This window comes from Halomonas sp. BC04, from assembly GCF_000568385.1.
The window spans coordinates 1-24,747 of record NZ_AZQX01000352.1; the positions used below are offsets into that span (position 1 = coordinate 1).

A 24,747-nucleotide genomic window follows, 5' to 3' on the forward strand; every position below is an offset into this window, starting at 1 on the left:
CCCAGGTGATGTTTCGCTTCAAGATGCTGCTGGAGCGTGACGCTGGCGAGCTATGCGTGCTGATCAGCCGCGAGCACGGCAAGGTACTCGAGGACGCCATGGGCGAGCTCAAGCGCGGCATCGAGAACGTCGAGTACGCCTGCGGCGTGCCGGAGCTGCTCAAGGGCGAGTATTCCCATAACGCCGGCCCGGGCATCGACACCTGGTCCAACCACCAGCCGCTGGGCATCGTCGCCGGCATCACGCCGTTCAACTTCCCGGCCATGGTGCCGCTGTGGATGTTTCCCATGGCGCTGGCCTGCGGCAACGCCTTTATCCTCAAGCCCTCCGAGCAGGTGCCCTCGGCGTCCCTCAAGATGGCCGAGCTGCTGGAGGAAGCGGGCCTGCCCGCGGGTCTTTTCCAGGTGGTACACGGCGACCGGGAGGCCGTGGAGGCGCTGATCGACGCCTCCGACGTGAAGGCGCTCTCCTTCGTCGGCTCCACCCCGGTGGCCAGGGCGATCTATCGTCGCGGCGCCGACAACGGCAAGCGCGTCCAGGCCCTGGGCGGGGCCAAGAACCATGCCGTGGTGCTGCCGTAGGCGGCACCGATCTGGACAACGCCGCCCAGCACCCTGATCGGTGCCGCCTACGGCAGCGCCGGCGAGCGCTGTATGGCGATCTCGGTGGCGGTCTGCGTGGGTGATGCCACCGCGGATGCCTTGGTGGCGCGGGTCAGTGAGCAGGCGCAGCTTAACTTCCCCTCCAACTGACGACGACCCGCTAAGCAGAGCACTACCATCGCCCATCCCCAGCGGATGGGCGATGCCGTTTGGTGAACGGCATCGGCTGAGCAGGGTCTGCCGTGATGCCCTTCCACAGACAATGAGACGCGCATATGACCGATCTGCCACCGCTGAAGGTCTACTACGACGGTATTTGCCCCGGCTGTCGCCGGGATCGCACCCGCTATGAGCGCTGGGCTGGCGAGGCCGGCCGGCAGGTGCGCTGGTGCGATGTCACCGAGTATCAGGAGGTGCTGCGAGAGAAGGGCGTGGACCCACAGTCGGCGCTACTCTCCCTGCATGTGGAAGAGGAGGGTGGGCGGATCATGGAGGGCATCGACGCTTATATCCTGTTGATGCGCCGGGTGCCGCGCCTAAGGCCCCTGGCCTGGCTGATCGGCCTGCCGGGTCTCAAGCCGGCGCTGCGCTGGCTCTATGATGGCTGGGTCCGGCGACGCCTGGCGCGGGAAGGGCGCTTGCCTTGAGTCAGGATTCCCCTTGCAGGGTGGCGAGCAGCTGGCGTGGCCCGCCATTGTCGCGGTGCTCGCCAAACCAGATGCCCTGCCAGGTACCCAGCGCCAGGCGTCCGTCGCGTACCGCCAGGGTCGGCTGAGTGCCCAGCAGGCTGGCGATCACATGGGCCGGCATGTCGTCAGGCCCCTCCAGCGTGTGCCGGAAGTAGGGCAGATCGCCCGGCACCAGGCGGCGCAGGAAGGCCTCCATGTCGGTACGTCTGGGGCGGCGTTTTCGTTGAGGGTCAGCGACGCCGAGGTATGCTTGAGCTGCAGGTGCAGTAGGCCGACTCGGCAGTCGGCCAGCTCTGGCAGGGCGCCCAAGACCCGGTCGGTGATCAGATGGAAGCCTCGCTCCACGGCGGGCAGTCGTATCTCCTGCGGGTGCCACATGTCGGTCTCCGTGTCTCGGTGGTCAGAGGTTCAGTGTTACCCCGTTTCTCGTGAAGACCTCGGCCACCTTGTCGAGGTTCGGCGCTCCCGGTGCGATATCCCGATTCAGTTCCCGGAAGAGCTGGCCAGCCCGGCTGCCGTTGCCGGTGATTTCCAGCATCCGCCCGCCGCCTTCGCCATAGGTGAAGGCATGAACTTCGCCTGCCGGCACGTTTACAAAGGTGCCGGGCTGGCAGCAATAAGTTCTGTCCCGGCATGTCAGAAACACCTGGCCGGTCAGAATGAAGAAGGCTTCGTCCCACCCATGGGAGTGGGGCGGGGGGCCGGAGCCTTCGGCGCCGCTCTGCAGGGTGATGTGGTAGCCATTGGCGGCGTCATCAGTGACCAGAAACTCAATATCGGTCCCCAAGACGCTGACGGATGTCGGCTTGTCCTCTGGGCATAGGACGATGGGTGCCTTGTGCATGATCGTATCTCCACTGGGTGGTAGCTATCCAGCCTAGGCTATGCTGATGGAATTGATAATGGCCTTATTCTGGAATCACTATCCCGAAAAGCGGGGCATTGCGCATGGATACCCTGAGGTCGATGCGGGTCTTCCTGGCCGTGGTTCGTCGGCAGGGCTTTGCCTCTGCGGCCCAGGAGCTGGGCATGTCAACCTCGGCCGCCAGTCGTTGGGTACTGCAGCTGGAGGACTGGCTGGGTGTACAGCTGTTGCGCCGCACGACTCGTCAGCTTTCCTTGACTCAGGAGGGGCACTATTATCTCGAGCGCATTGAAGCGCTTGTGGCCGGGGTCGATGAACTCAAGGACATAGCGGAAAGGCGGTGGGGGGAACCGCAAGGCGTGCTGCGGGTGACCGCGCCCCCTTTCGTCTGTCGAGCCTGGCTGCAGGACATCCTGCCGGAGTTCCTTGCGAGCTATCCTGGGCTTGTCATCGATCTGACGGCCGTCGACAGGGTTGTCGATCTGGTATCGGAAGGCTATGACCTGGCGATTCGCATCGGGGTGCTGGCTGATTCCACCTTGATTGCTCGGCGTCTCGCCGACATGACCCTGGCCCTGGTCGCCAGTCCGGCCTACCTGGCCCAGCATGGCCGGCCTGGCCACTGGACAGAGTTGAAGCACCACAACTGCCTGGTCGATACGGTGGCCGGATATGGCCATCGCTGGCCCTTTCGTGAGGGCGGGAAGGCCAGGACTCTGGTCGTGAACGGCAACCTCCAGGTGAACAGCGGGGTCTTCTGCCGAGAGCTGGCGATTGCCGGGGTGGGGATCACGCTGTTGCCGCGGTTCATGGTTGCAGAGGCGCTGGCGACGGGTGAGCTGGAGTGCCTGTTTGCCGATGCCGTCGACTTCGAGGCCGGCGTTTATGTGGTTTATCCGCAACGACGTCACGGGGCCCCGGCCCTTCGCTGCTTCGTGGACTACCTCGCGACTCGGATCGACCGCTTTCAGACTTGAGTCGCCGTCACCCGGTACGGCAAAAGGCCGCCATGGCGGCGGCCTCTTGGCAATGGCTTCAGTCGCTTACCCCTCGCGGGGCCTCACAGCAGGCCCTGCTCCTGCAGGAAGTGCTCGGCGACGCGTTCAATGGTCTCGCGGTCGACATCAACCCGGGCGTTGAGCTCGGCCATGGTCTCGTCATCGAGCAAGCCGGAGAGCGCGTTCATCTGCTCCTCTAGCTCGGGGAACGCTTCGAGGGTGTCCTGACGCACGACCGGGGTCAGAGCATAAGCCGGGAAGAAGTCACGATCGTCCTCCAGCACATGGAAATCGAATGCGGGAATGCGCCCGTCGGTGGCGAACACCAGGCCAACGTCCACGTTGCCATCGCGCAGCGCCTGGTAGACCAGGCCGGTGTCCATGCGGCTGACCTCGCGACGACCGACCTGGAACTCGTAGGCCTCCATCAGCGGACGCCAGCCGTCGTCGCGAGCATAGAACTCGGCGTTCAGGCCGATCTCCAGCGCCTCCCCCTCGTTGATCGCCTTGGCCAGGTCCGAAAGCGAGTGGATGCCGCGTGCCTCGGCGTCATCGGCACGCATCGCCAGGGCATAGGTGTTGTTGGCCGCGGAGGGGGCGAGCCACACCAGGCCCTTCTCGGCATCCAGCTCCTTGACTCGCTCATAGGTCTCCTCGGGACCCAGTCGTTCACTGATGTTGTTGTAGTTGATCAGCGAGGTGCCGGTGTACTCCCAGTAGAGATCGATCTGGCCATTCTCCTGAGCCTGGCGAAGGACCGCCGAGCCCATACCGGCGCGGGTGTCTACGTCATAGCCAAGCCCCTCCAGATACTGACTAGTCATGCTGGAGAGGATCTGCTGCTCGGTGAAGTTCTTGCCGCCCACCGAGATGTCAGCGGCCTGAGCAGTGGTCATTGCGCCGGCCAGGGCCAGGCCGGTGAGGGTGGTCATCAGGTGTTTCATGGAGTCGTTCCTCTTGTTGCTTGGGTGTCGGACATTTTCTAAAGGATGAAGTGGGCTCAGGCGCGGGCCGGATTGACGCCGCGCGGTACCACTACGAAGGCGATGAAGGCGATCACGGCATCGACGACGATCGCCAGCAGCGCGGTGGGAATGGCACCGGCCAGCATCATCACCGGATCATAGAGATCGATCCCGGTAAAGATCAGCTCACCCAGGCCACCAGCGCCGATCAAAAACGCCAGCGGCACCGTGCCCACGTTGATGGTCAGGGCGGTGCGCATGCCGGCAAAGATTACGTAGAGAGCGTTGGGCAGCTCCACCTTGAACAGCCGCTGGGTAGGCGACATGCCGATGCCGGCAGCGGCTTCCATTAGCGCGGGGTTGACGCCTTTGAGCCCCGCGTAGGTGTTTCGGGTTATCGGCAGCAGGGTGGCCACGAACAGACCGAATACCGCCGGCACTGTGCCGATGCCGAGGAAGCTCATGGAAAGTGCCAGCACGGCCAGCGTGGGAATGGTGGTACCCACGTTGAGCACCTGCATCAGCGATTCGGCCAGCGCGCCATGCTGGGACGCGAGAGCAGGATGCCGAGCGGGATGGCGACAGCGATTGCCAGGCTGCCGGACAAGGCGGTCAGCCATAGGTGCTCGCCCATCAGATACTGAACATCCGGCAGATACCACAGGAAGTCATCGATGAGCCCGCTCGAGTGGCTCCATACCCCGGCGAAGAAGATCGCCACCAGCAGCAGCGCGCGCAGGGCCCCTTTCATGGTCTGAATGGGCATCGGCTCACTCCTCGAGGGCGGCGTCGGGGTTTCGGGCATCGCCCTGTCGCGCCCGGAATCGGGCGCCCAGGTGGCGGGTCATGGCCCGCTGGGTGATCTGCCCGCACACCTTGCCGTCCTCATCTACACAGGGCAGCCAGGTGATGTCATGGGCAAACATCAGCGAGGCGGCCTTGCGCAAGTCGTCATCCAGGCCAATCATCGCCGGTACCGCCTGGAAATGGTCGCGGCAGTAGCCCTTGGTGGTGCGGGTGACCGAGCGGCTGATGATGCCAGCCGGCTGGCGGCGATCATTCACCATCAAGATCGAATTTTGGTAGCCGAAGTCGTCGATACGGGACAGGGCCTGCGCCAGGGTGTCGCCGGGGGAGACGGTGCCGATCTCGTCGGTCACGATCTCGCGCACCTTGACCAGGTTGAGACGCTTGAGGGCCCGGTCCTCGCCCAGGAAGGATTCGACGAAGGCATCTTTGGGTGCGGCCAGTAGATCATCCGGGGCGGAGTACTGCACCAGCTTGCCTTCACGGAAGACGGCGACGCGGTCGCCCATCTTGATCGCCTCGTCGATATCGTGGCTGACGAACATGATGGTCTTCTTGAGCGCCTGCTGCATCTTGAGAAACTCGTCCTGGATCACCGCCCGGTTGATCGGGTCGATGGCGCCGAAGGGCTCGTCCATCAGCATCACCGGGGGGTCGGCGGCCAGCGCACGGGCGACGCCGATGCGCTGCTGCTGCCCACCCGAGAGCTCGCTGGGATAGCGCTTGAGGAAGGCGTCGGGTTCCAGGGCGATCATGGCCATCAGCTCGCGGGCCCGTTCGCGATATTTCGCCTTGTCCCAGCCAGTAGCCTGGGGACGATGGTGATGTTCTCCTCAATGGTCATGTTGGGGAACAGGCCGATCTGCTGGATGACATAGCCGATATTGCGGCGCAGGGTCTGGGTATCCATTCCGGTGGTGTCATCGCCGTTGATGAAGACCTTGCCGGAGGTGGGCTTCACGATGCGGTTGATCATCTTCAGAGTGGTGGTCTTGCCGCACCCGGAGGGGCCGAGCAAGATGCAGATCTCGCCGGGTGGTACCTCCATGCTGATATGGTCGGCGGCAACCACGGCGCCCTTGGGGGTATCGAAGACCTTGGTCAGGTTATCGAGCTCAATCATGTGGTTTCCTTGTCAGGGGCGAGGGGCGTTATGAGTGGGCGGTCAGGCCGTCTCGGCGGCGCGCTCCATGCCCTTGGGCGTCAGCTGCTTCTGCACGTAGAGCAGGGTGTAGTCGACGACGATGGCCAGCAGGCTCACCGCGATGGCGCCGACGATCAGCTGACGCGGATCCGATTGGGAGATGCCGCGGCTGATGAAAGTGCCGAGACCGCCCGCGCCGATGTAGGCGGCGATCGCCATCACCCCGATATTGAGCACCACGGCGGTGCGTACCCCGGCCATGATTACCGGTACCGCGAGCGGGATCTCCACCAGGCGGAGACGCTGGTTGGGGCTCATGCCGATCCCTCGGGCGGCTTCCCGCAATGCCGGGTTAACGTTGTTGATGGCGGTGTAGGTGTTGCGAATGATCGGCAGCTGCGAATAGAGCAGCACCGCGATCACCGCGGGTACGTAGCCGATGCCGTGGCCAAAGATCGATAGCACCGGAATCATGATGCCGAACAGGGCGATCGAGGGGATGGTGACGATGATCGAGGCCAGGTAGAGCACTAGGCGTGCCGCCCGCTCGTTCTTGGTGATGGCGATGCCGATGGGCACGCCGGTCAGAGTGGCGATGCCCACGGCCACACCCACCAGGGCAATATGCTCGACGGTGCGGGTGATCAGCAGGTCCAAGTTATCCAGTGCGTACTGAATCAGTTCCAAGTGCGGTCTCCTCTCGAGACGACCGCCGGTCAAGCCGGGGCCGCTGTCCCTGCCCCCACGGCGCGGAAGCAGCGCGATTGCCGGGGGCGTTCCAATGGGGGCGGTGGAAGGTGAGCAGGGTGCGACAAAATGCCCCGCTGCAGCGTCATCAGCTTAGCAGAGGCGCTTATCCATTTGGCTTGTTGATGGATGACGATGCTCAATGAGTAGAATTGATAGTACTGATACTACAGGCAGTGGCTGCCGGTGATGGGGCGTATTGGCTCTTCCTAGCCCTCCTCTTTTTGACGCGCTGCTTGCTCCTGGGGTAGCAGGGCGGTTTATATCACCGCATTGACCGGTGTCGGCACGCCGGTGGCCTGTGTTCTGGTCAAGTCAGAGCGGACACATTTTCAAGCCGCAGCTGCCAATTCAATCTCTCTCGGCGTCTGATAGCCCAAGGTCGAGTGGAGCCGGCAGCTGTTGTACTCCATCTCGATATTGGAGGTGTTACATGGGACGATCACCTGGCTGGGGCGCTGGCCGAAACTGTGATCGGATTGTTCAAGACGGAGGTGATCCGCCGGAGCGGACCATGGCGGCATCTGGAAGCCGTTGAGTTCGCTACCCTGGAGTGGGTCGACTGGTTCAATCATCGGCGGCTCCTGGAGCCGATCGGTAACATGCCGTCGGCCGAACGAGAAGCGCTGTATTCTGAGCAACAGGGTCAGGCCAAGAAGGCGGCCTGAGTCAAACCAACGGGTCTCCGAGAAAGCCGGTACGGCTCAGTCAGGAGGTCGGAGGTATGATGCATTGCCCGTAGCGCTGTACAGATATGGCTCTAACGACCTCTGGAGTGAGGGATGACTGCGTGTTTCCCAAATGCACCTCCGTGCCTAGGTCAGTGGCGAGCATAGGTGCTCAGCCACGGCGAGGACCAATTGATGCAGGTCTTATTTCCGAAGAAAGCTACCGTTGCCTTTTCGCTTTTCGCTTTTCGGGAACGGCGCGGATTGCCATACCTGATGGCAAGCCGCACGCTTAGATGGGTAGGGTCGTATCATTAGCCTGAGGATGCGTATGTCATCAATAGATACAGATGCCTTGGTTGCGGATTTACTCGCGATGCTAGCGATTCCCTCTCCATCTCTCCATGCTCAGCATATGGTGAGCTGGCTTGCTCCTAGGCTGGAGGCGGCGGCCCTGGAGGTGACCACGACAGCCCGCGGTGATCTCTATGCGCAGCGTAAGGGAGATGCTCCGCGGCGTGCCATAACTGCGCACCTCGATACTCTGGGTGCCATGGTGGTGCGCCGGCGCGACGATGGGCGTCTGGCGGTACGTCCCATCGGCCACTGGAACGCCCGTTTCGCAGGGGGTGCCCGGGTGCGTGTCTACGATCATGACGGCGAGGTGGCCGCGAGCGGCACCCTGCTACCCGAGAAGGCCTCAGGGCACGTCTTCAATGAGGCGGTGGATGCACAGCCCAGCGACTGGCATCACATTGCCCTGCGTCTCGACGTAGTGGATACCTCGTCTGACGCACTGGAAGAGATGGGGATCGGCGTCGGCAGCCTGGTCAGTGTGGAGAGCCAGTCGGAGCTAACCGAGACAGGTTTCATCAATGCCCGTCACCTGGACAACAAGGCGGCCATCGCCTGCGTGCTAGCGGCGCTGCGAGCCGGTGCCGATGTCACCGGTACAAGACTGGTGTTCTCCTGTGCCGAAGAGCTGGGTGTGGGCATGAGCGAGCCGCTGCTGGCGGGAATAGAAGAGGTGCTCAATCTCGATATCGCTGCCCAGGGTGAAGGCCAGCAGGTGTGCTCCGATGGAGTGACCATTGCGTTCATGGATAGTCAGGGCCCCCTGCATCCGGTGGCGAGCCGTCGACTGGTGACGCTCTGCCAGCAGCACGCGATTCCCTTCACGCGTGATTGCTTCCCGTTCTACTACTGCGACGGGGACTCAGCCAGCAAGGCAGGTATGGACTTGCGCAACGCCTTGGCATGCTTCGGTGCCGATGCCTCCCACGGCTGGGAGCGGGTGCATTGCGACTCCCTGGTGGCTCTGACACAGTTGGTAATGGCCTGGCTTGACGATCAGGTGTGATCGCGGCCTGACAGATGCTCGCTCAGTGCCAGGTAGTCACGACTCGGCCCCTGGCCATCGGTGGCCTCGGCCCTGAAGAAGGTTCGCTCAAGCATGGCTTCCCTCTCCTCCATCAGTGCTTGGGCGGCGCGCATGTGCTCGGCCATGATGGTGCTCGCCTCTTCGGTTCGCTGGTGACGCAGAGATTCGATCAGCCGCCGTTGGTAGTCGTGACCGCGGCGGCGCAGTTCGGGATAGGGTCGTGAGTAGATGCGCTGGCAGATGGTCATGCTCATCAGCAGGCGGATCGGGAAGCGACACATCAGGGCGAGCAGGGGGTTGGGGCAGTGGTCCACGAGCAGTAGATGAAACTCCAGCTCCTTGATGCGCTGCTCTCGTTCCTCCTCCAGCGACGTTGGCGGATGGTCATAGAAGGCCATCACCTCCTCCAACTCGGCAATGTCGTCTGCCGTCAGCCGGCCGGCCAGGCTCGCCACCAGGGCGGGCTCGAGCTGTTTCCTGACTTCGTAGATGTCGTGGATGGTCGGCGGTCGGAAAAAGAAGTAGTTACCGAGCAGCTCCATGGCACGATCATCGCTGACTTCCGATAGAAAGGCGCCACCGCCGGGGCCGGTGCGCGTCTGGATCAGGCCCTGGAACTCCAGGCCGCGCATCGCCTCGCGGATTGTACCTTTGGCGGCATCCAGCGCCTTTATCAGGTGCTCCTCGCGGGGTAGACGGTCGCCGGGGCGAAGCGTCTGGCAGGCCACGTACTCCTTGATGGCCTCGCCAATCGCTTCGGGGCGCTTGCGGCGTGGTTTGGTTGATGTCATTCGCTGGCTGTCTCGTTGACTTCTTGGGTGTCCAAGCGTCGCCAGGGCCCTTCGACGGGGTAGCGACAGGCGACCCGATGGTCACCGCTTTGCCCCAGCGTGTCCAGCAGTGGAACGGCTTGGCGGCAATCTGGTGCGGCCCGCGGGCAACGGGGAGCAAAGGCGCAGCCCGGTGGCGGGGCAAGCGGGTCGGGAAGCTCGGCCTCGCCGGTTTCGGCACGGATTAGCGGCCCGCCCGGGATCGGAGCGCTGTCCAGCAACAGTCTTGTATAGGGGTGCCCCGGCGAATGGAAAAGGTGACGGGATGGTGCCTGCTCGATGATGCGCCCGAAGTACATCACCGCGATTCGGTCACTGATGGTTTCCACCACCGAGAGATCATGACTGATAAACAGGTAGGTGAGGTCGAACTCGCCCTTGAGTCGGCGCAGCAACTTGAGCACCTGGGCCTGAATGGAAACGTCCAGTGCCGAGACCGGTTCGTCGAGCACCAGTAGCTTTGGCTCGGCGGCCAATGCTCTGGCGATGCCGATGCGCTGGGCCTGGCCGCCGGAGAACTCATGGGGGTAGCGAGAAATGAATTCGGGCCGCAGATTGACCACCTCCATCAGCTCGCCGAGACGGTGTTCCAGGGCTTTTCCTTGCAGGCCACGCAGATGCCGCAGCGGAGCAGCGAGGATGTCGCGGATCCGCTTGCGCGGGTTGAGTGAGCTCAGCGGATCCTGGAACACGTACTGCAAACGCCGGGATAGGGCATGGCGATCCTTTGCACGCAGCGTCTGGAGGTCCTCCCCGGCAAATCGGATTTCGCCGGCGGTCGGGGTATCGAGCCCGACCAGCAGCCGAGCCAGGCTAGACTTGCCGCAGCCGGATTCGCCGACGATGCCCAAGGTCTCGCCCTGTGCCACGTCAAGGTCGACGCCTTGGACGGCATGCACCCCGGGGGCATCGGGGCCGAACCAGCGTCGGCCACCGCCGAAGGTCCGGGTAAGGCCGCGGATCTCGAGAAGGGGCTCGCTCATTGCATGGCTCCTTGGCGGGTTTCAAGGCCCAGCGGCTTGATGCAGCGTACCTGGCGATCGCTATCCGTTGCGCTCAGTGCGATCTCACCGCGGCGGCAGGCATCCTCCGCCAGGTCACAGCGATCAGCGAAGGCGCAGCCTTCCGGCAAGGCGTCGGCGGCGGGTGGCAGCCCGGGAATCGCCGCCGGTTCATTGTCGGGTTCCCCCAGGCGTGGGACGCAGTCGATCAGCCGTCGGGTATATGGGTGGCGTGGGTTGTCGAGAATGTCGGTGGTCGGACCGATCTCGACAATACGACCGGCGTACATCACGGCGACGCGGTCGCAGACTTGGGAGACCACACCGAAGTCGTGAGTGATGAACAGCACTGCGGTGCCCTTGGACTCGCGCAGGTTCTGAATCAGCGCCAGGATCTGTGCCTGAACGGTGACGTCCAGCGCCGTGGTGGGTTCGTCGGCGACGATCAGCTGTGGGTCATTGGCCAGGGCCATGGCGATGCCGATGCGTTGGCGCATGCCGCCGGAGAGCTCATGGGGGTACTGGTCGGCGCGCCTCTCGGCGTTGGGAATGCGTACCTGGTTCAGCAACGAAACAGCCAGCTCTCTGGCCATCTGCCGTGACATCGGCTGGTGCTGTCGGATTGCCTCGATCAACTGGTCCCCGACCCGGAACAGCGGATGCAAGGTGGAGAGTGGGTCCTGGAAAACATAGGCCACGTCTCGCCCCCGGATCCGCCGGATCGAGCGATGGGGCAGATCGAGCAAGTCCTGTCCCTTCAGGGCGATGCGCCCACCGGTGATCACGCCCGGTGGCGATGCGACGAGTCCCAGCAGGGAGAGAGCGGTGACCGACTTGCCGGATCCCGATTCACCGACCAGGCCCAGGCATTCGTTGGACCTGATGGTGAAGCTGACGCCATTGACGGCGCGGTACGTGCGTCGGCCCACCTCGAAGTGGGTGTGAAGGTCCTCCACGTCCAGCAGGGCTTGAGCGTCGCAGCCATTGCTGGGCGGCACCTGGTGGCGGCGAATGCGCGTGAAGGGAGCCGGGCGCGATAGAGCTCCCGACTTGAGGCGTGGATCCAGGGCGTCGCGAATGCCATCTCCCAGCAGGTTGATGCTCATCACCAGCAGGAAGATTACCAGGCCTGGGAGGACAGCCACATGGGGGGCATTGAGCATCATCCTGCGCCCCTCGCCGAGCATCGAGCCCAGGTCGGCCTGGGGCGGTTGGGCACCGAGACCAAGAAAGCTGAGTCCGGCAGTCTCGAGAATCATCCAGCCAACGGTAGTGGACATGGTGATGACGATCACCGGCAGCACATTGGGCAGGATCTCGCTGGTCAGGATTCGCAGGTGTCCCTTGCCGGAGAGTCGAGCAGCATCGATGAACTCGCGATGGGCGATGCCGACGGTGACGCCGCGAATATTACGAGCGAAAAAGGGGATATTGACGATGGCGATGGCGTAGAGAGCGTTCATCAATCCTGGGCCGAGTACCGCGACGATGGCCAGGGCGAGCAGGATATAGGGGAACGCCATCAGCATGTCGATGCCGCGCATCAGGGTATTGTCGGTGCGGCCGCCGAAGTAGCCGGCGACGATGCCGATCAACGAGCCCAGGAAGGCTGCGACCAGTGAAGCGGCGATGCCCACCGCGAGGCTTATACGCGTACCCCACAGCAGGCGAGAGAGGATGTCGCGCCCCAAGGCATCAGTACCCAGCAGGTGGCCTTCCGTTAAAGGCGGCTGCAGGCGATTCGCTGGACTGGTGGTATCTGGGTCGATCAGCGGCAGCCAGGGGGTGATCAGGCACAGTAGTACGAGCAGCACCAGTAGCACCCCGCCGAACGCGGCCAGACGATTGCGGGCGATCAGCCGGATGAAGTCCGTCATGCCTGGATCCTTGGGTCTAGCCAGTGCTGGAGCAGGTCGGCCAGCAGGTTGAACAGCACATAGGCGGCGGCTACCACCAGCACACCGCCCTGGACCAGCAGCAGATCCCGGGTGGAGATGGCATTGACCAGCATGCGGCCGATGCCGGGCCACTGGAATACCGTCTCGATGTAGACGGCACCGCCGATGACGAAGCCCGCCTGTACGCCAATTACCGGGATCAGGTTGACCAGAGCCACCTTGAAGGCGTGGCGCAACACCACGCGATTCTCGCCCAGCCCCTTGGCGCGGGCCGTGCGGATATAGTCCTGGCGCAGGACCTCGAGCATGTTGGAGCGGGTCAGTCTGGCGATGACCCCGGCGGCTACTACAGCCAGGGCGATGGCCGGCAGTACCAGGTGATGCAGTATGTCGAGCACGCCGCCGCCGCCGTAGGCCGCCGTCATGCCGCTGGCCGGAAACCAGCGCAGGCCCACTGAAAAGAACATGATCATCAGCATGCCGAGCCAGAAGGCCGGCACAGAAATACCCACGAGAACCAGCAGGGTGATGATCCTGTCGCCCCAGCCATACTGGCGAACGGCCGAAACGATACCGGCAGCGACACCGACGATCGTGCAGAGCGTAAGCGAAGTGCCGGCGAGGATCAGGGTGGCGCTGAAACGCTCGAGGACCTCATCGAGCACAGGCCGGTTGAGCGCGTAGGAGCGGCCCAGGTCTCCTTGCAGGATATTGCCCAGCCACACCAGGTACTGTTGCGGCAGCGGCAGGTCCAGGCCAAGGTCGGCGCGGAGTCGCTCGAGGTTCTCGGGCGTCGCGTAGGACCCCAGAATGGCCTGGGCCGGATCGCCTGGGATCAGCGACATGATCGCGAAGACGATGACGGAGAGCCCGAGCAGCACCGGCAGGGTCAGCAGCAGGCGGCGCAATGCGTAGCGGATCATGATAGCGGTGTCCGGGTCGGGTATGCCGGCGGCGTGGCCAGGGCCGTGCCGCCGGCGGTCGGGTCACTGTTTTTCGACGCCGTGCAGCAGCAGGAAGAAGGATGGCTGCAGCCGGAAGTTCTCGACATTGGCGCCAGCCACTGCGTTCTGCTTCCAGTTGGCGATAAAGGCCCAGGGCGCATCTTCGTGGACAATGGCCTGCATTTCGCGATAGAGGGCGGCGCGCTCCTCCTGATCCACGCTGCGGCGGGCCTGCTCGAGCAGTTCATCGACCTCAGGGTTGCTGTAATAGCCGGAATTGAAGCCGCCGCTTTCCGGCATGGCATCGCTACGCAAGGCCAGGAAGGGGAGGGTGTCCGGGTCGTTGGTCATCCAAGCCATCTGGGCCATGTCGGCCTTGCCTGCCAGGCCGGGGTTGACCCGGTCCAGGAAGGTATTCCACTCGTAGGTCTCGATCTTGACCTCAAGTCCCACCTCGGCCAGGTCGGCCTGAATGGCGGTCCCCATGGGAACGGGGTCGAGCATGCCCGAACCACCTTCGGTGACGTAGAAGGTCAGCTCGGCGCCTTCGTGGCCGGCCTCTGCGATCAGTTCACGAGCCTTGTCCGGGTCATAGGGGTACGGGTCGAGCTCCTCATTGTAGGCCCACTCGAAGGCCGGGGGGATGGGGCCTGCGGCGATTGCGGCGGTGCCCTGAAGGACGTTCTCGACCAGTGACTGCTTGTCGATGGCGTAGTTGATGGCCTGACGCATGGCCTTGTCCTGGAAAGGTCCCTCACGGGTATTGAGGATCAGGAACCAGAGGTGGGGGCCAGCCTGCTCATAGACCTCGAACGCGGCATCCGACGCCATGGCGGCGACGTTGTCAGGTGGCACTTCCACCATCAGGTCGATGCCGCCGGAGAGCATTTCGGCGACTCGGGTATTGGCATCGGTGATGGGGCGGAACACGACCGCTTCGAGCGAAGGTGCGCCGTCCCAGTATTCCTCGTTACGCGTCACCACCACCCGGCTGTTGCTCTGCCACTCCTCGAACTGGAAGGGGCCTGTGCCCGAGGGGTTTCGCGCAACATCTTCTCCGTGCTCCTCTATCGCTGCTGGAGAGACGATGAGGCCGGTGGGATAGGCCAGGTTGGAGAGGAAAGGCGCATAGGGCTCCCCCAACTGAAAGGTGACTTCATGCTCGCTGGTGGCTTCAACCGACTCGATAGCACCGAAGAAGAAGGCCAGCGGGAAGGGACCGGTATCGTGGTAGGGGTGTTCCTCGTCGAGCATGCGCTCGAAGTTGAACACCACAGCCTCAGCGTTGAATTCGCTGCCGTCATGGAAGGTGACGTCGTCGCGCAGGGTAAAGGTGTAGACGGTGCCGTCGTCACTGATGGTCCACTCGCTGGCCAGGGAGGGTTCGATCTCCAGGGTGCCATCGGCGTAGCGAACCAGGCCGTCATAGAGATTCATCATGATGCGGAAATCATTGACCGCGGTGACCTGCGCCGGGTCGAGGGCCTTGGGCTCGGCGATCTGCCCCACGATCAACACATTGGGGGGCGTCTGGGCCACTGCGCCTCCGGCGGCGGCGAACGCGGTTGTGGCCAGAGCGGGGAGCAGCCAGCGGCGTGCCCTTGAATGTTTGGGTGTCATGTTTGCCTCTCCGAATGTGTGTTGTGGTTGTTCACTGGCGAGTTGCCATCGGTGAGCGAGAGCGGCTACGCTGAAGCTAGTTTGTATTTATCATGATAAATTATTCCCCATAATGTATGGCACAGAGACGCCGGCCATGCAAGCCAGCCTGGGGGTAACACGGAGAGTCCCATGACCTTCAGCCTGATTGCCCTGGATCCCGACGATGGCTGCCTGGGGGTGGCCTGCGCTACCGGAAGCCCCGGGGTCGGTGGCTTCGTACCCCACTTGCTGCCCGGCGTGGGGGCCGCCTTAACCCAGGGTTACAGCACCCATGTGCTGGCTGCCGAACAGGGGCTGGCGCGCCTGGCTGAAGGGAAGCCGGTAACCACGGTAGTGGCAGCTCTGCGCCAGGCCGACCGAGGCGCTGCCTGGCGGCAGCTGGCCCTGATGGATAGTCAAGGGCGCGTTGCCGGCTGGACCGGTGAGCGCAACGTGCCATTCATGGGTATGCATCTAGCAAAGGGGCTGGTGGTGGCCGGCAACATGCTGGCCAGTGACCGGGTGGTGCCCGCCATGGTCACCGCTTTCCTGGAAGCCAGGTCCCGGGGCGACCCGCTGGCCGAGGCGTTGCTGGCCACGCTGGCTGCCGGCTGGGCCGAAGGGGGGATCAGCGAGGTGCCGTCTCGGCCGCCTTGAAAGTCAGGGCCCCCGGCGGCGTGCCCTATGACCTGCGCATCGATGATGACGCCAACGCCGTGCTGGCGCTGTCGCGTCTTCATCAGCGCATTAGCGAGGACCGGGATTTTCAGGCTTTTCTTGCACGCCTGCCGGATGTCACCGACCCCCATCGTCATTAGCGTCGATGCGTTGGGGTTCGATCACCTAGAGGAATTTTGCCATGACCCTTTCCCGCTCCGCCGATGACCTGGGAAGACGCCTGATGGAGCGGCTCGATGAGGCGGCAGCCTATTCGATGCCAGGCCAAGGCGTTACACGACTCTTCGCTGGTGATGAGCACCGCCGATTGCTTCCGCTGCTGTCATCATGGATGCGCCTCGCCGGCCTCGAGCCGGAGCTGGATGCCGTGGGCAATCTGGTGGGGCGCTGTCCCCGGGCACTGGCCGGAGAGCCTGTGCTTATTCTTGGTTCTCACCAGGACTCTGTGATCGAAGGGGGCAAGTATGACGGCATGCTGGGCGTTGCCATGCCCTTGCTGGCGCTTGAGGCACTGCGCGAACAGGGGTGCGAAATCAGCTGTGCTGTGGAGGTCGTGGCCTTTGGCGATGAGGAGGGTGTGCGCTTCCCATCCACCCTGGTAGGCAGCCGGGCACTCGCCGGTACGCTGGACCCGAAGGTCTTGGAGGGAGAGGACAAGGAAGGCGTTACGCTGCGCGAGGCGCTGGCGCGTCTTGGCGCCGATACGTCACGACTGGCGGAGGTGAGACACGATCCCGAGCGCGTGCTGGGCTATGTCGAGGTACATATCGAGCAGGGCCCGGTGCTCGAGAATGAGGGATTGGCGCTGGGAGTGGTGACTGCCCTGACGGGCATCGAGCGGCATCGCCTGAAGGTGTCCGGCAAGGCGGGGCATGCCGGCACGACCCCCATGGAAGGCCGCCGTGATGCGCTGGTGGGCGCCTCGGCGATGGTGTTGGAAGCCGACAGCCTGCTTCGCCGCCAGGACAGCCTGGTCGGTGTGGTCGGGCAACTATTTGTGAGACCCGGCGCGGTTAACGTCATACCATCTGAGGTTGAGTTCACCTTGGAGCTGCGTTCACCGGATTCAGAGGAGCGTCTAGCCGGTCGTCGCAAGATCCTTGCCTCCTTGGCAGGCATTGCCAAGGAGCGGGGCTTGGAACTGATGACCTCCATGAATTACGAGGCCGAAGGAGTTACATGCGCAGACTGGCTGGTCCGAGCACTTGAGCAGGCATGCAGGGAGGAGGGGCAGCCGACTCGCCGTCTGTTTAGCGGTGCTGGGCATGATGGTTTGGCAATGAATGATCTGACAGATATCGGGATGCTATTCCTTCGCTGCAAGGGTGGTCTGAGCCATCATCCTGACGAAGCCATTCTGGCGGAAGATGCTGGGGCAGGAACGCGAGTGATCATGCACTTATTGACCAAACTCCATGACATGCCCCGAACTGACCGCTGGATGCGTCCGTCGCCTTGATCCTGCTAACGCCACTCCAGGTCCACCGCGATCGGGTCGTGGTCCGAGGAGCGGAAGGGGTCGGGCTGGAAGTAGGGCGCCGCATTGTCCGGTCCGTCGTAGCCAAGGAAAACGGGTTCGTCGGCATTGATGGGCCACGGCTGGACCTCGGCGGCTGCCGCAGCCAGTTCGGGGCTGACCAGGGCATGGTCCAGGTAGCCCGACTCGCCGCGGAACACATAGCTGTAGCGGCGCTCGGGCGGCAGCTCCCAGGCTATCAGGTCGAYCAKGCCYGCGCCGGTGAGAGTGCGGATCGGGTCCTCGGCGCCGTAGGCGTTGAGATCACCGATCAGCAGCAGGCGCGGGTGGCCCTCGGCGTCAGCGAGGCGCTTGAGGAAGCCGTTCATGGCCTGGGCCTGCTCCACCCGGCGCTGGTTCCAGCAGCCCTGGCCGCGGTCGATATCGCCCCGGGGCGGGCAGCCGGTCTTGGACTTGAAGTGGGCGGTGACGACGCCGAAGGCGGGGCCGCCGTCGCGGCTGCGGAAGAAGGCCGCCAGCGGCGGCCGGTGATGGGTGGGGGCGTTGTCGGCATAGAGTTCGCTGACGGCCTCCACCCGGTCCGGTCGGTAGATCAGGGCTAGCTTGATGGCATCGCTGCCGCGGTCGGCACTCCCGCCGACGGCGCGGTAGCGGACCCCGGTTCGTTCGCTCAGCTGCTCGACCAGGTCGGCCAGGGCGCGCGGGTCGTTTTCCACCTCCACCAGGGCGAGGATGTCGGCCTGAAGGCCGTCCACCGCTGCGGCGAGCTTGGCCCGCTGGCGTTCCAGCTCTTCGGCGTCAGCGGCGCCGCGCTGGCCGAGGGTAATGAAGTAGTTCTCGACGTTGAAGGTCGCTACCCGCAGCCGCTCCCCCGGCTCCGGCAGCGGCCCCGGGCGCGGGTTGGTGTCCTCGAAGCGCGGCTCCAGGGTCGGGTGCAACCGGTAGGCGTCGAAGGCGTGGGCAAGCACACCGGTCAGCCCCTCGATCGTGCTGCCGACACGACGGGTGCCGTTCGCATCCAGATAGGGAATGGGGCTGGGAAAGGCGCGGTAGCTGCCGTCGTCCAGCATGAGAACATCGCGCTCTTGACTGTCGCCGGGAGTATTGGTGGGTCGGAACAGGCGCTCGGCGGCCAGTCTCAGGGAGCCGTAGCGGGCGAGTTCGTAGTTGCCGGTGACGGTCAGGGCCTGGGGAAACTCCAGCAGCAGGCCTTGTAGCCTTTCCAGTTCCGCTTCGTCGAGCGGCCACTCCACCGCCTTCGGCTCCGGCAGCCGGTCGCTGGCGCAGGTCTCGATCCGCTCGACCCGCTGCAGCTGGATCTGGCCACGGTACTCGCCGGTCCGTGCGTGGAGCTGAAGGTGCTGCCCGGGAGCGATGAGCTCCGCGTCGCTTTCAGTGGCCGCGGGCATATAGACGAACAGGCCGACAGGGCCTTGCTCGGTCGCCTGCTGCAGGTAGAAGCCGTTGAGCCTGTCGCGGCCGAGAAAAGCCCCGGTCACCACGCCGTCGGCGATCACCTCTTGGCCGGAAGGCAGGGTCGGCTGCTCAACGCCCTTGATGGCGGCCAGGTTGGTGCTGGATGGTTCCGGGCAGCTGGCCAACGCCGGTGCGGCCGTCAGCAGCAGGGCGAGCAGCAGGGTTGCTGGACCTGGCCACCTGGCCACGGCGTGGCGTCGGCGCTTGGCGCTGGTGGGGGGCTGGGGGGCGTCGGTCATGGTGGTCTCCCTGGCTAAGGCCGGTACTACTCTTGGCGTCATCTGGCGTCATCCTTGGCAACATCATAAGCCATCAGCGTGATAGATGTCCGCTTCGAGTGCCACCCGTTGCATGTACTAGGCTATGTACGAAAAGTCGGCGAGCGAAGGTCAGGCAAGGCAAAAATTGGCGAAAAAGCGGAGTTTACGGGGTGTAAGTGAGCATTTTGAGCGATTTTTAACGCCGCATGGCCGAGCGCAGGCAGTTTTCGTACAAAGCTAGGTGCCTGTCGCCAGGCCCGCCAGCATGACCACCACACCATAGGCCGCGACCCCGGCGGCGATCGGCCAGCCGAGCGAGCGCAGCCGCCACCACACGGCCAGGGTCGCGGCTACGCCGATGGCGGTGGCGAGCCAGGAGATAGCGCCGGTGGTGGTGGGTACCAGCGAGACGCCAAGCACGGCGGCGATCATCAGCGGGCCAAGGATGCCGAGCCACTGGGGCATGGCGTCCAGCCGCTCGTCGCCGTCGAGGCGTGCAAGCCGACGGCGCATCCAAAGCAGCGGCAGCACCCGCATCAGCAGGGTGCCTGCCGCCGAGGCCAGCACGGCCAGCCAGAGCGCGTTACTCATGGCGTCCTCCTTTCGCCGTCTGCTGGAACCTCACCAGGTAGAAGCACAGGGCCCCGCAGGCGGCGGCAAGGGGGATGGCGGCATTGGTCAGCCCGCTTACGGCGAGCAGCAGGGCGATGGCGATGCTGCTGCCCAGTGCCAGTGACCAGCGTCCATTGGTGAAGCGCGGTGCCAGCAGCACCAGGAACAGGGCCGGCAGGGCGAAGGGCATGATCTCGCCGAGCAGCGGCCAGCGCCGGGTCAGCTCTTCGCCGGCCACGGCGCCGAGTGCCGTGCCACCGATCCAACTGGCCCAGGCCAGCAGTGCGGCGCCGGTGAACCAGCCAGGCGTTGCGCTGCCGGCAGCTGCGGCAGCCGCGTGTGAGCCAGGGCGAAGACCTGGTCGGTGAGGCCGTGCATCAGCCAGGGCCACCATCGGCTGGTCGTCAGCCAGGGTGCTATGTTGGGGGCGTAGACCATGTGGCGCAGATTGATCAGCAGCGTCATGATCACGACCAGCCAAAGCGGTGAGCCAGCGGCGACCATGCCGACGAACAGGAACTGCGAGGCACCGGCGTAGACCAGGGTTGAGATGATCACCGCCTCCCAGGTGGTGAATCCGGCCTGGACGGCGATCAGCCCGAAGGAGATGGCCACCGGCACGTAGCCACCCAGCAGCGGGATGGCCTCGCGCAGGCCCGCAAGCCAGGGACGGGACGTCGTGGAGGCGGCTTGCAGGCTCATGAGGTTTGCTCGTCGTGATAGACGACGCTGAGCATCAGCGTGGCCCAGGCTTCCCCGGTTCGGTAGAGGTGGGGGCGGTCGGCGGCAAAGGTGAGGGTCTCGCCGGCCGAAAGGCTGCGGGTGTCGCCTTCCGGGCCGGCCTCCAGCGTGCCGCTGATCAGGATGAGCGATTCCCGGGCGCCGGGGGTGTGGGGCTCGGCAAGGCGCAAGGTGTGGGGCGCACAGCGCATCCAGTAAGCATCGACCTGGGGTGTGTCCTTGCCCTGGTCGAGCAGGCGGACCTCCACGCCGTCTTCGCCCAGGGGCACGGCGATAGGAGCCACCAGGGTGCCGAAGGGTACCTTCAGCTGCACCGCCAGGCGCCAGATGGTGTCGAGCGTGGGGTTGCCGTTGCCCTGTTCAAGCCGCGACAAGTTCGACTTGGCGATGCCGGCGGCGGCGGCCAGCTGCGACAGCGACCAGCCTTGCGCCTGGCGCAGGGTCTGCAGGTGCTGGCCCAGGGTGCCGAGTGAGAGCTTGTCCATAATAGAGGTGCTTCCAAGCCGTTCCATTTAAAGAACGTTCTATTAAAGGAACAGTCGGCTGTCAACCCTTTTGCTCAGCCCTGCTTGGCTTGCGTGTTACACAAACTCCGAATCGTCGGTCCTGACCGTTACGCCGGCTTCCTCGCCTGGCACCATGACCATGAACTCGCCGTTGCCGAGGTAGGTGACCTCGTGGCCATCGCGGGTACGGAAGGCGGGGGTGTCCCGCGTGGCGCCGGCGTGCTGCATCTCGCTGAGGTCGCGCACGCTGACGAGCATGTCGATCATGTATTCGCGACCCTGGTCATCGAAGGCCATCACGGTTCTTTCACACTGGGTCATGGCGTTGCCTCCACAAGAGTGTCTTTCTAAACCCTTAGCAATATGCTGCGGATTGCGCGAGCGAATTGATCGGCTTCCCACTTCGCACCCCGGCCACCCCGGCGCCTTTGGCGGCGACGGAGCGGTTGCGTAGAATGGGCCGTCGCTTGATCGAAGGCCTTGTCATGACCACACCGAAAAAAACCGTCTCTTCGCTCTTTCGCGCCATCGAGTCCCTTCAGGGCGAACGGCCCTGGGGCAGCTTCCTGGACGCCGGCACCGGGCGCAATTCGCTGCAGTGGGTCTGCGGGCTGGACACGGAGCGCTGGACCGCGGTGACGGCGTCGCCCTCGATGGCCAAGGTGGCCCGGGAGGCGGCGGGCAAGGCGCTGCGCGACCAGGACCGGGTCATCGTGGACAACTGGATGTCGGACGAGCTGCTCTACGGGGAGTGCTTCGACACGGTGCTGCTCGATTACTTCATCGGCGCGATCGAAGGATTCGCTCCCTACTGGCAGGAGCGGGTCCTGCAGCGGGTGCGCCCCCACGTCAAGCATCGGCTCTATATCGTGGGCACCGAGCCCTATGTACTCGACGATCCGGGCACCGAAGCGGGGCGCATCGTGCAGCGCATCGGACGCTTGCGCGATGGCTGCCTGCTGATCGGCGGTGGCCGCCCCTACCGGGAATATCCCGCTACCTGGGTGCAGCGGCAGCTGGGCGTGGCAGGCTTCCGAGTCTGTGAAATCCGCCATTTCCCCATTCGCTACCGGGAGCGCTTCGTCAATACCCAGCTGGACCTGTGCCTGCGTCAGCTCGACGGCTTCAACGATGACAAGCTCGCTGCGGCCATGCGGGAGCACGTCGAGGCGCTGCGCGAGCAGGCGCTGCCATTGGCACGCAGCGAGGCGGGGCTACCCTGCGGCGCCGACTACGTGATTGCCGCCGAACCCCTGGACAAGCGCCACCATGCCCTGGCCATGGAAGATGACGCTGGCACGCACGCCTCGGGTTAAGCCTCGCTCAGGGGAGATTCCTCCTCTCGCAAGGTTGCAGGTCCCGCTTCGTACTCACGGTTTCTGGTTTCTCTAAGGTAGCAGGCAAGGAGATCGGTTTTCTTTGCCACATCGGGAGAATATGTGAGGAACGAAAGCCATGCCCAGCGTGACCTGGCTTACCCTTTAACCAGGCTTCCTTGAATGTCATGCTTCTGATGTATAAACCTTGTATCGAATCATGCCAACAAGGAGATACGTTAGCGGATGTCTTATCCAGGCAGTGAAACAAGCAGGAGCCGTGGGCAGTGGTCGTCCGAGCCGGCGTTCATTTTCTCCATGGCTGCAGCAGCCGTAGGCCTCGGCAACCTTTGGCGCTTTCCCTACATGGTTGGCGAACATGGAGGTGCTGCTTTCATCCTGGCTTACTTGCTGGCTTTGGTCATTATCTGCTTGCCTATCATGTACCTTGAGGTGGCCGCGGGCCGCTTGGCTCAGGGCAACACCGTGCATACGTATCGTCAGGTAAATCGCTTTGGCGCCTGGTATGGCTGGTTCGTGGTGGGCTTGACCTTTCTCATTACCAGCTACTACCTCGTTATCACCGGCTGGACCCTCGGATACGCGCTGGATGCCCTCCGCAATGAAGTCAAGGTCTTCGATGAATTCTCCAGCGGTTATGCCTCCCTATATTACTTCTTCGCGATCCTGGTACTTGCCAGTCTGGTGCTGATGCGCGGTTTGAGTGCGATTGAAAGGTTCTCCAAGTTTCTCATGCCGGTGCTGCTGGCAGTGATCATCGGTCTGGTCATAGTGGCGAGTCGAATGGAGGGTTGGGCAGAGGCACGCCGCTTTCTCCTCCATGCCGACTTCTCGGCGTGGAGAAACCCTGATCTATGGGTCATGGCGTTCGGGCAAGGGTTCTACACCCTGGCGATTGGCCAGGGCTATCTTGTCACCTACGGCAGTTATATACCGCGTAAGGCGCATGTTCCTCGCGCCTGCCTGGTTGTCGGGGTGACGGAAACCTGCATAGCCCTCCTGGCAGGCTGGATGATATTTCCCTTTGTTTTTACCTTTGGCATGGACCCGGGAGAGGGAAGCCAGCTTGCGTTCAGCACCTTGCCTCGCGTTTTCGAGCACATGGCCTGGGGTTATCCGGTTGCCTTGCTTTTCTTCTCCCTGTTTTTTCTTGCAGCATTCAGCTCCAGCCTTGCCGGACTCAAGGTGGTGATAAGTGCGGTGGCCGAAGAGCTGCGCTTGAGTCATGGCAAGGCGGTATTGGCAGTCGCTGGGGTGCTTTCGCTGATTGGCATCCCTTCGGCGCTGAGTTTTTCTCCCATATCACTCACCATTGGCGATGAGCCTTCCTCGACTGGGTCGATCAGGCAGTTGGCGGGCAAACCGTGTTGTTTTCAGGCATCTTCGGGGCGGCATTCTTTACCTGGCTGGTCAGACCGGAAAAGCTGCGTGATGGGCTGGGCACGACTTCAGGCTGGTGGGAGCTGCGAATATACACGGTAGGCCGTTGGCTGCCTTTCATTGTCTTGCTTTGGCTGATCTTGATTCGTCACTACGGATTGTTTTGATGTTTTACGCCGACCCTTCGGCAGTGATTGGTTTCGCGCGGCAATCCCGTTAGCGCATCCTCATCGCGGCTTTTCTTACGGTGTTCAGGCAATGTGCTGGCGATAGGTGTCGTTATGGCATCGATATGGAGGCTGGGGAGCCTTGGAGTGCCGGCCTGGGTCCCCCTGGTGGGGCAGGCTGAAGTGATCGATGGGCCGGCAAATTTTCCCTTGCCCCAGGTAGGAGGTGAGGCCTGAAAGGGTGGCATGCTGAACGAATAATTCGCTGGGGCCTTGGTGTAACGAGCCGGTATCGTTAAGCTGCACGCTGTTTCGTTATCCGTTTCGATCCCCGTTTCGAGACCCAATGCAAAGGAAGCCCCGGCATGTTCGTGATGATTCTTGGCCTACTACTATTCCTGGGTGTGCACTCCGTGCGCATCTTTGCCGACGATTGGCGCAGCGCACAGGTCCAGCGCATGGGAGAGCTGCGCTGGAAGGCTATTTTCTCGGTGGTGTCGGTCATCGGCCTGGCCATCGCCATCTGGGGGTACGGGCGTATGCGGCTCGATCCCATCTGGGTCTGGTTTCCGCCCGTGGGCCTGCGCCATGCCGTATCGCTGCTGATGATCCCGGCCTTCATCCTGCTGGTGGCGGCCTATGTGCCCAACAACCATATCAAGGCCAAGCTGGGTCACCCGATGGTGCTGGCAGTCAAGGTATGGGCCTTGTCGCACCTGTTAGCCAACGGCCGCCTGGGTGACATCGTCTTCTTCGGTGCCTTCCTGGCCTGGGCCGTGCTGGACTTCCGCTCCGCGCGCCGCCGCCAGCCTGCTCCGCAGACGACGCCCCGTATGGCCGGCACGGCCATTACGGTGGTGGGGGGCCTGATCGCCTATTACCTCTTCGCCTTCCATCTGCACGTCTGGGTGACCGGTGTGCCGGTCATGTAGG

General features: G+C 63.5%; 25 protein-coding genes and 4 pseudogenes. 11 read left to right on the plus strand and 18 right to left on the minus strand.

Annotated features, from left to right (window positions below; translation table 11 throughout):
- Together Q427_RS23595 and Q427_RS23600 are read left to right on the plus strand one after the other, a co-directional pair.
- Window positions 1–707, plus strand: a pseudogene (locus Q427_RS23595) (aldehyde dehydrogenase family protein); the annotation flags it as partial.
- 170 nt (window positions 708–877) lie between these two features.
- The gene (locus Q427_RS23600) at window positions 878–1,249 is read left to right on the plus strand and encodes a thiol-disulfide oxidoreductase DCC family protein (protein WP_043517715.1); all 372 of its coding nucleotides are present in this window, start codon (window positions 878–880) and stop codon (window positions 1,247–1,249) included.
- Window position 1,250: 1 nt separating this feature from the next.
- Here the strand turns inward: Q427_RS23600 and Q427_RS23605 are convergent.
- Window positions 1,251–1,669, minus strand: a pseudogene (locus Q427_RS23605) (secondary thiamine-phosphate synthase enzyme YjbQ).
- A gap of 22 nt (window positions 1,670–1,691) precedes the next feature.
- Window positions 1,692–2,135, minus strand: a complete 444-nt coding sequence (locus tag Q427_RS23610) for a cupin domain-containing protein (protein WP_043517716.1) — start codon at window positions 2,133–2,135, stop codon at window positions 1,692–1,694.
- Between the two features lie 104 nt (window positions 2,136–2,239).
- Here Q427_RS23610 and Q427_RS23615 point away from each other — a divergent pair, with 104 nt between their 5' ends.
- Window positions 2,240–3,133, plus strand: coding sequence for a LysR family transcriptional regulator (locus Q427_RS23615; protein WP_043517717.1), 894 nt, complete (start codon window positions 2,240–2,242; stop codon window positions 3,131–3,133).
- 83 nt (window positions 3,134–3,216) lie between these two features.
- Here Q427_RS23615 and Q427_RS23620 read toward each other — a convergent pair whose 3' ends face one another.
- From Q427_RS23620 to Q427_RS23635, 6 genes are read right to left on the minus strand one after another with little or no spacing between them, the layout of a single operon-like run.
- Window positions 3,217–4,098: a glycine betaine ABC transporter substrate-binding protein gene (locus Q427_RS23620; protein ID WP_043517718.1), complete on the minus strand. Its 882-nt coding sequence runs from the start codon at window positions 4,096–4,098 to the stop codon at window positions 3,217–3,219.
- 56 nt (window positions 4,099–4,154) lie between these two features.
- Window positions 4,155–4,640: an ABC transporter permease gene (locus tag Q427_RS23625; protein ID WP_231613879.1), complete on the minus strand. Its 486-nt coding sequence runs from the start codon at window positions 4,638–4,640 to the stop codon at window positions 4,155–4,157.
- The gene (locus Q427_RS34720; RefSeq protein ID WP_231613880.1) at window positions 4,640–4,885 is read right to left on the minus strand and encodes a hypothetical protein; all 246 of its coding nucleotides are present in this window, start codon (window positions 4,883–4,885) and stop codon (window positions 4,640–4,642) included. The genes Q427_RS23625 and Q427_RS34720 overlap by 1 nt, the downstream gene beginning before the upstream one ends.
- 4 nt (window positions 4,886–4,889) lie before the next feature.
- Window positions 4,890–5,681: a CBS domain-containing protein gene (locus Q427_RS23630; RefSeq protein ID WP_231613881.1), complete on the minus strand. Its 792-nt coding sequence runs from the start codon at window positions 5,679–5,681 to the stop codon at window positions 4,890–4,892.
- Window positions 5,682–5,686: 5 nt separating this feature from the next.
- The gene (locus Q427_RS34725) at window positions 5,687–6,049 is read right to left on the minus strand and encodes an ATP-binding cassette domain-containing protein (RefSeq protein ID WP_231613882.1); all 363 of its coding nucleotides are present in this window, start codon (window positions 6,047–6,049) and stop codon (window positions 5,687–5,689) included.
- A gap of 42 nt (window positions 6,050–6,091) precedes the next feature.
- Complete coding sequence (locus Q427_RS23635) at window positions 6,092–6,757, minus strand: ABC transporter permease (RefSeq protein WP_043517719.1); 666 nt, start codon at window positions 6,755–6,757, stop codon at window positions 6,092–6,094.
- 500 nt (window positions 6,758–7,257) lie between these two features.
- Between Q427_RS23635 and Q427_RS30610 the strand changes: the two are divergent.
- Together Q427_RS30610 and Q427_RS23645 are read left to right on the plus strand one after the other, a co-directional pair.
- A pseudogene (locus Q427_RS30610) lies at window positions 7,258–7,485 on the plus strand (IS3 family transposase); the annotation flags it as partial.
- A gap of 460 nt (window positions 7,486–7,945) precedes the next feature.
- Window positions 7,946–8,845: an osmoprotectant NAGGN system M42 family peptidase gene (locus tag Q427_RS23645; RefSeq protein WP_231613883.1), complete on the plus strand. Its 900-nt coding sequence runs from the start codon at window positions 7,946–7,948 to the stop codon at window positions 8,843–8,845.
- Here Q427_RS23645 and Q427_RS23650 read toward each other — a convergent pair.
- The 5 genes from Q427_RS23650 to Q427_RS23670 form a co-directional block, all read right to left on the minus strand.
- A complete protein-coding gene (locus Q427_RS23650; protein WP_081786181.1) occupies window positions 8,836–9,657 on the minus strand; it encodes a FadR/GntR family transcriptional regulator in 822 nt (273 codons plus the stop codon). The genes Q427_RS23645 and Q427_RS23650 overlap by 10 nt on opposite strands.
- A complete protein-coding gene (locus tag Q427_RS23655) occupies window positions 9,654–10,679 on the minus strand; it encodes an ABC transporter ATP-binding protein (RefSeq protein WP_043517722.1) in 1,026 nt (341 codons plus the stop codon). The genes Q427_RS23650 and Q427_RS23655 overlap by 4 nt, the downstream gene beginning before the upstream one ends.
- The gene (locus Q427_RS23660) at window positions 10,676–12,574 is read right to left on the minus strand and encodes a dipeptide/oligopeptide/nickel ABC transporter permease/ATP-binding protein (RefSeq protein ID WP_043517724.1); all 1,899 of its coding nucleotides are present in this window, start codon (window positions 12,572–12,574) and stop codon (window positions 10,676–10,678) included. The genes Q427_RS23655 and Q427_RS23660 overlap by 4 nt, the downstream gene beginning before the upstream one ends.
- On the minus strand, window positions 12,571–13,518 hold the full coding sequence (locus tag Q427_RS23665) for an ABC transporter permease (protein ID WP_043517726.1): 948 nt from the start codon (window positions 13,516–13,518) through the stop codon (window positions 12,571–12,573). Before Q427_RS23665 ends, Q427_RS23660 begins: the two co-directional genes overlap by 4 nt.
- Before the next feature lie 63 nt (window positions 13,519–13,581).
- Window positions 13,582–15,159: an ABC transporter substrate-binding protein gene (locus tag Q427_RS23670; protein WP_043517728.1), complete on the minus strand. Its 1,578-nt coding sequence runs from the start codon at window positions 15,157–15,159 to the stop codon at window positions 13,582–13,584.
- A 171-nt stretch (window positions 15,160–15,330) separates the two neighbouring features.
- Between Q427_RS23670 and Q427_RS23675 the strand changes: the two genes are divergently transcribed.
- From Q427_RS23675 to Q427_RS23680, 3 genes are read left to right on the plus strand one after another with little or no spacing between them, the layout of a single operon-like run.
- On the plus strand, window positions 15,331–15,837 hold the full coding sequence (locus tag Q427_RS23675) for a DUF1028 domain-containing protein (RefSeq protein ID WP_051496644.1): 507 nt from the start codon (window positions 15,331–15,333) through the stop codon (window positions 15,835–15,837).
- Window positions 15,834–15,998 carry a hypothetical protein gene (locus tag Q427_RS31620; RefSeq protein WP_155833672.1) on the plus strand — a complete coding sequence of 55 codons (165 nt, stop codon included), beginning with the start codon at window positions 15,834–15,836 and terminating at the stop codon, window positions 15,996–15,998. Before Q427_RS23675 ends, Q427_RS31620 begins: the two co-directional genes overlap by 4 nt.
- A gap of 41 nt (window positions 15,999–16,039) precedes the next feature.
- On the plus strand, window positions 16,040–17,317 hold the full coding sequence (locus Q427_RS23680) for a M20 family metallo-hydrolase (protein ID WP_081786182.1): 1,278 nt from the start codon (window positions 16,040–16,042) through the stop codon (window positions 17,315–17,317).
- Between the two features lie 5 nt (window positions 17,318–17,322).
- On the opposite strand, the gene Q427_RS23685 is transcribed toward Q427_RS23680, so the two are convergent.
- The 5 genes and pseudogenes from Q427_RS23685 to Q427_RS23705 all read right to left on the minus strand — a co-directional run bounded on the left by Q427_RS23685 (window position 17,323) and on the right by Q427_RS23705 (window position 21,251).
- Window positions 17,323–19,050: an ExeM/NucH family extracellular endonuclease gene (locus Q427_RS23685; RefSeq protein WP_051496645.1), complete on the minus strand. Its 1,728-nt coding sequence runs from the start codon at window positions 19,048–19,050 to the stop codon at window positions 17,323–17,325.
- Window positions 19,051–19,308: 258 nt separating this feature from the next.
- Window positions 19,309–19,662 carry an AzlD domain-containing protein gene (locus tag Q427_RS23690; RefSeq protein WP_043517730.1) on the minus strand — a complete coding sequence of 118 codons (354 nt, stop codon included), beginning with the start codon at window positions 19,660–19,662 and terminating at the stop codon, window positions 19,309–19,311.
- A pseudogene (locus Q427_RS23695) lies at window positions 19,655–20,385 on the minus strand (AzlC family ABC transporter permease). Before Q427_RS23695 ends, Q427_RS23690 begins: the two are co-directional and overlap by 8 nt.
- Window positions 20,382–20,909: a helix-turn-helix domain-containing protein gene (locus Q427_RS23700; RefSeq protein ID WP_043517731.1), complete on the minus strand. Its 528-nt coding sequence runs from the start codon at window positions 20,907–20,909 to the stop codon at window positions 20,382–20,384. The pseudogene Q427_RS23695 and the gene Q427_RS23700 overlap by 4 nt, the downstream one beginning before the upstream one ends.
- A gap of 96 nt (window positions 20,910–21,005) precedes the next feature.
- Window positions 21,006–21,251, minus strand: a complete 246-nt coding sequence (locus Q427_RS23705) for a hypothetical protein (protein WP_043517732.1) — start codon at window positions 21,249–21,251, stop codon at window positions 21,006–21,008.
- 134 nt (window positions 21,252–21,385) lie between these two features.
- Here Q427_RS23705 and Q427_RS23710 point away from each other — a divergent pair, with 134 nt between their 5' ends.
- From Q427_RS23710 to Q427_RS23720, 3 genes are all read left to right on the plus strand, one after another.
- On the plus strand, window positions 21,386–22,246 hold the full coding sequence (locus tag Q427_RS23710) for a class I SAM-dependent methyltransferase (protein WP_051496646.1): 861 nt from the start codon (window positions 21,386–21,388) through the stop codon (window positions 22,244–22,246).
- A gap of 246 nt (window positions 22,247–22,492) precedes the next feature.
- A complete protein-coding gene (locus Q427_RS23715) occupies window positions 22,493–23,749 on the plus strand; it encodes a sodium-dependent transporter (protein ID WP_197030802.1) in 1,257 nt (418 codons plus the stop codon).
- Window positions 23,750–24,179: 430 nt separating this feature from the next.
- Window positions 24,180–24,746, plus strand: coding sequence for an NnrU family protein (locus tag Q427_RS23720; RefSeq protein ID WP_043517734.1), 567 nt, complete (start codon window positions 24,180–24,182; stop codon window positions 24,744–24,746).
- Window position 24,747 lies beyond the last annotated feature (1 nt).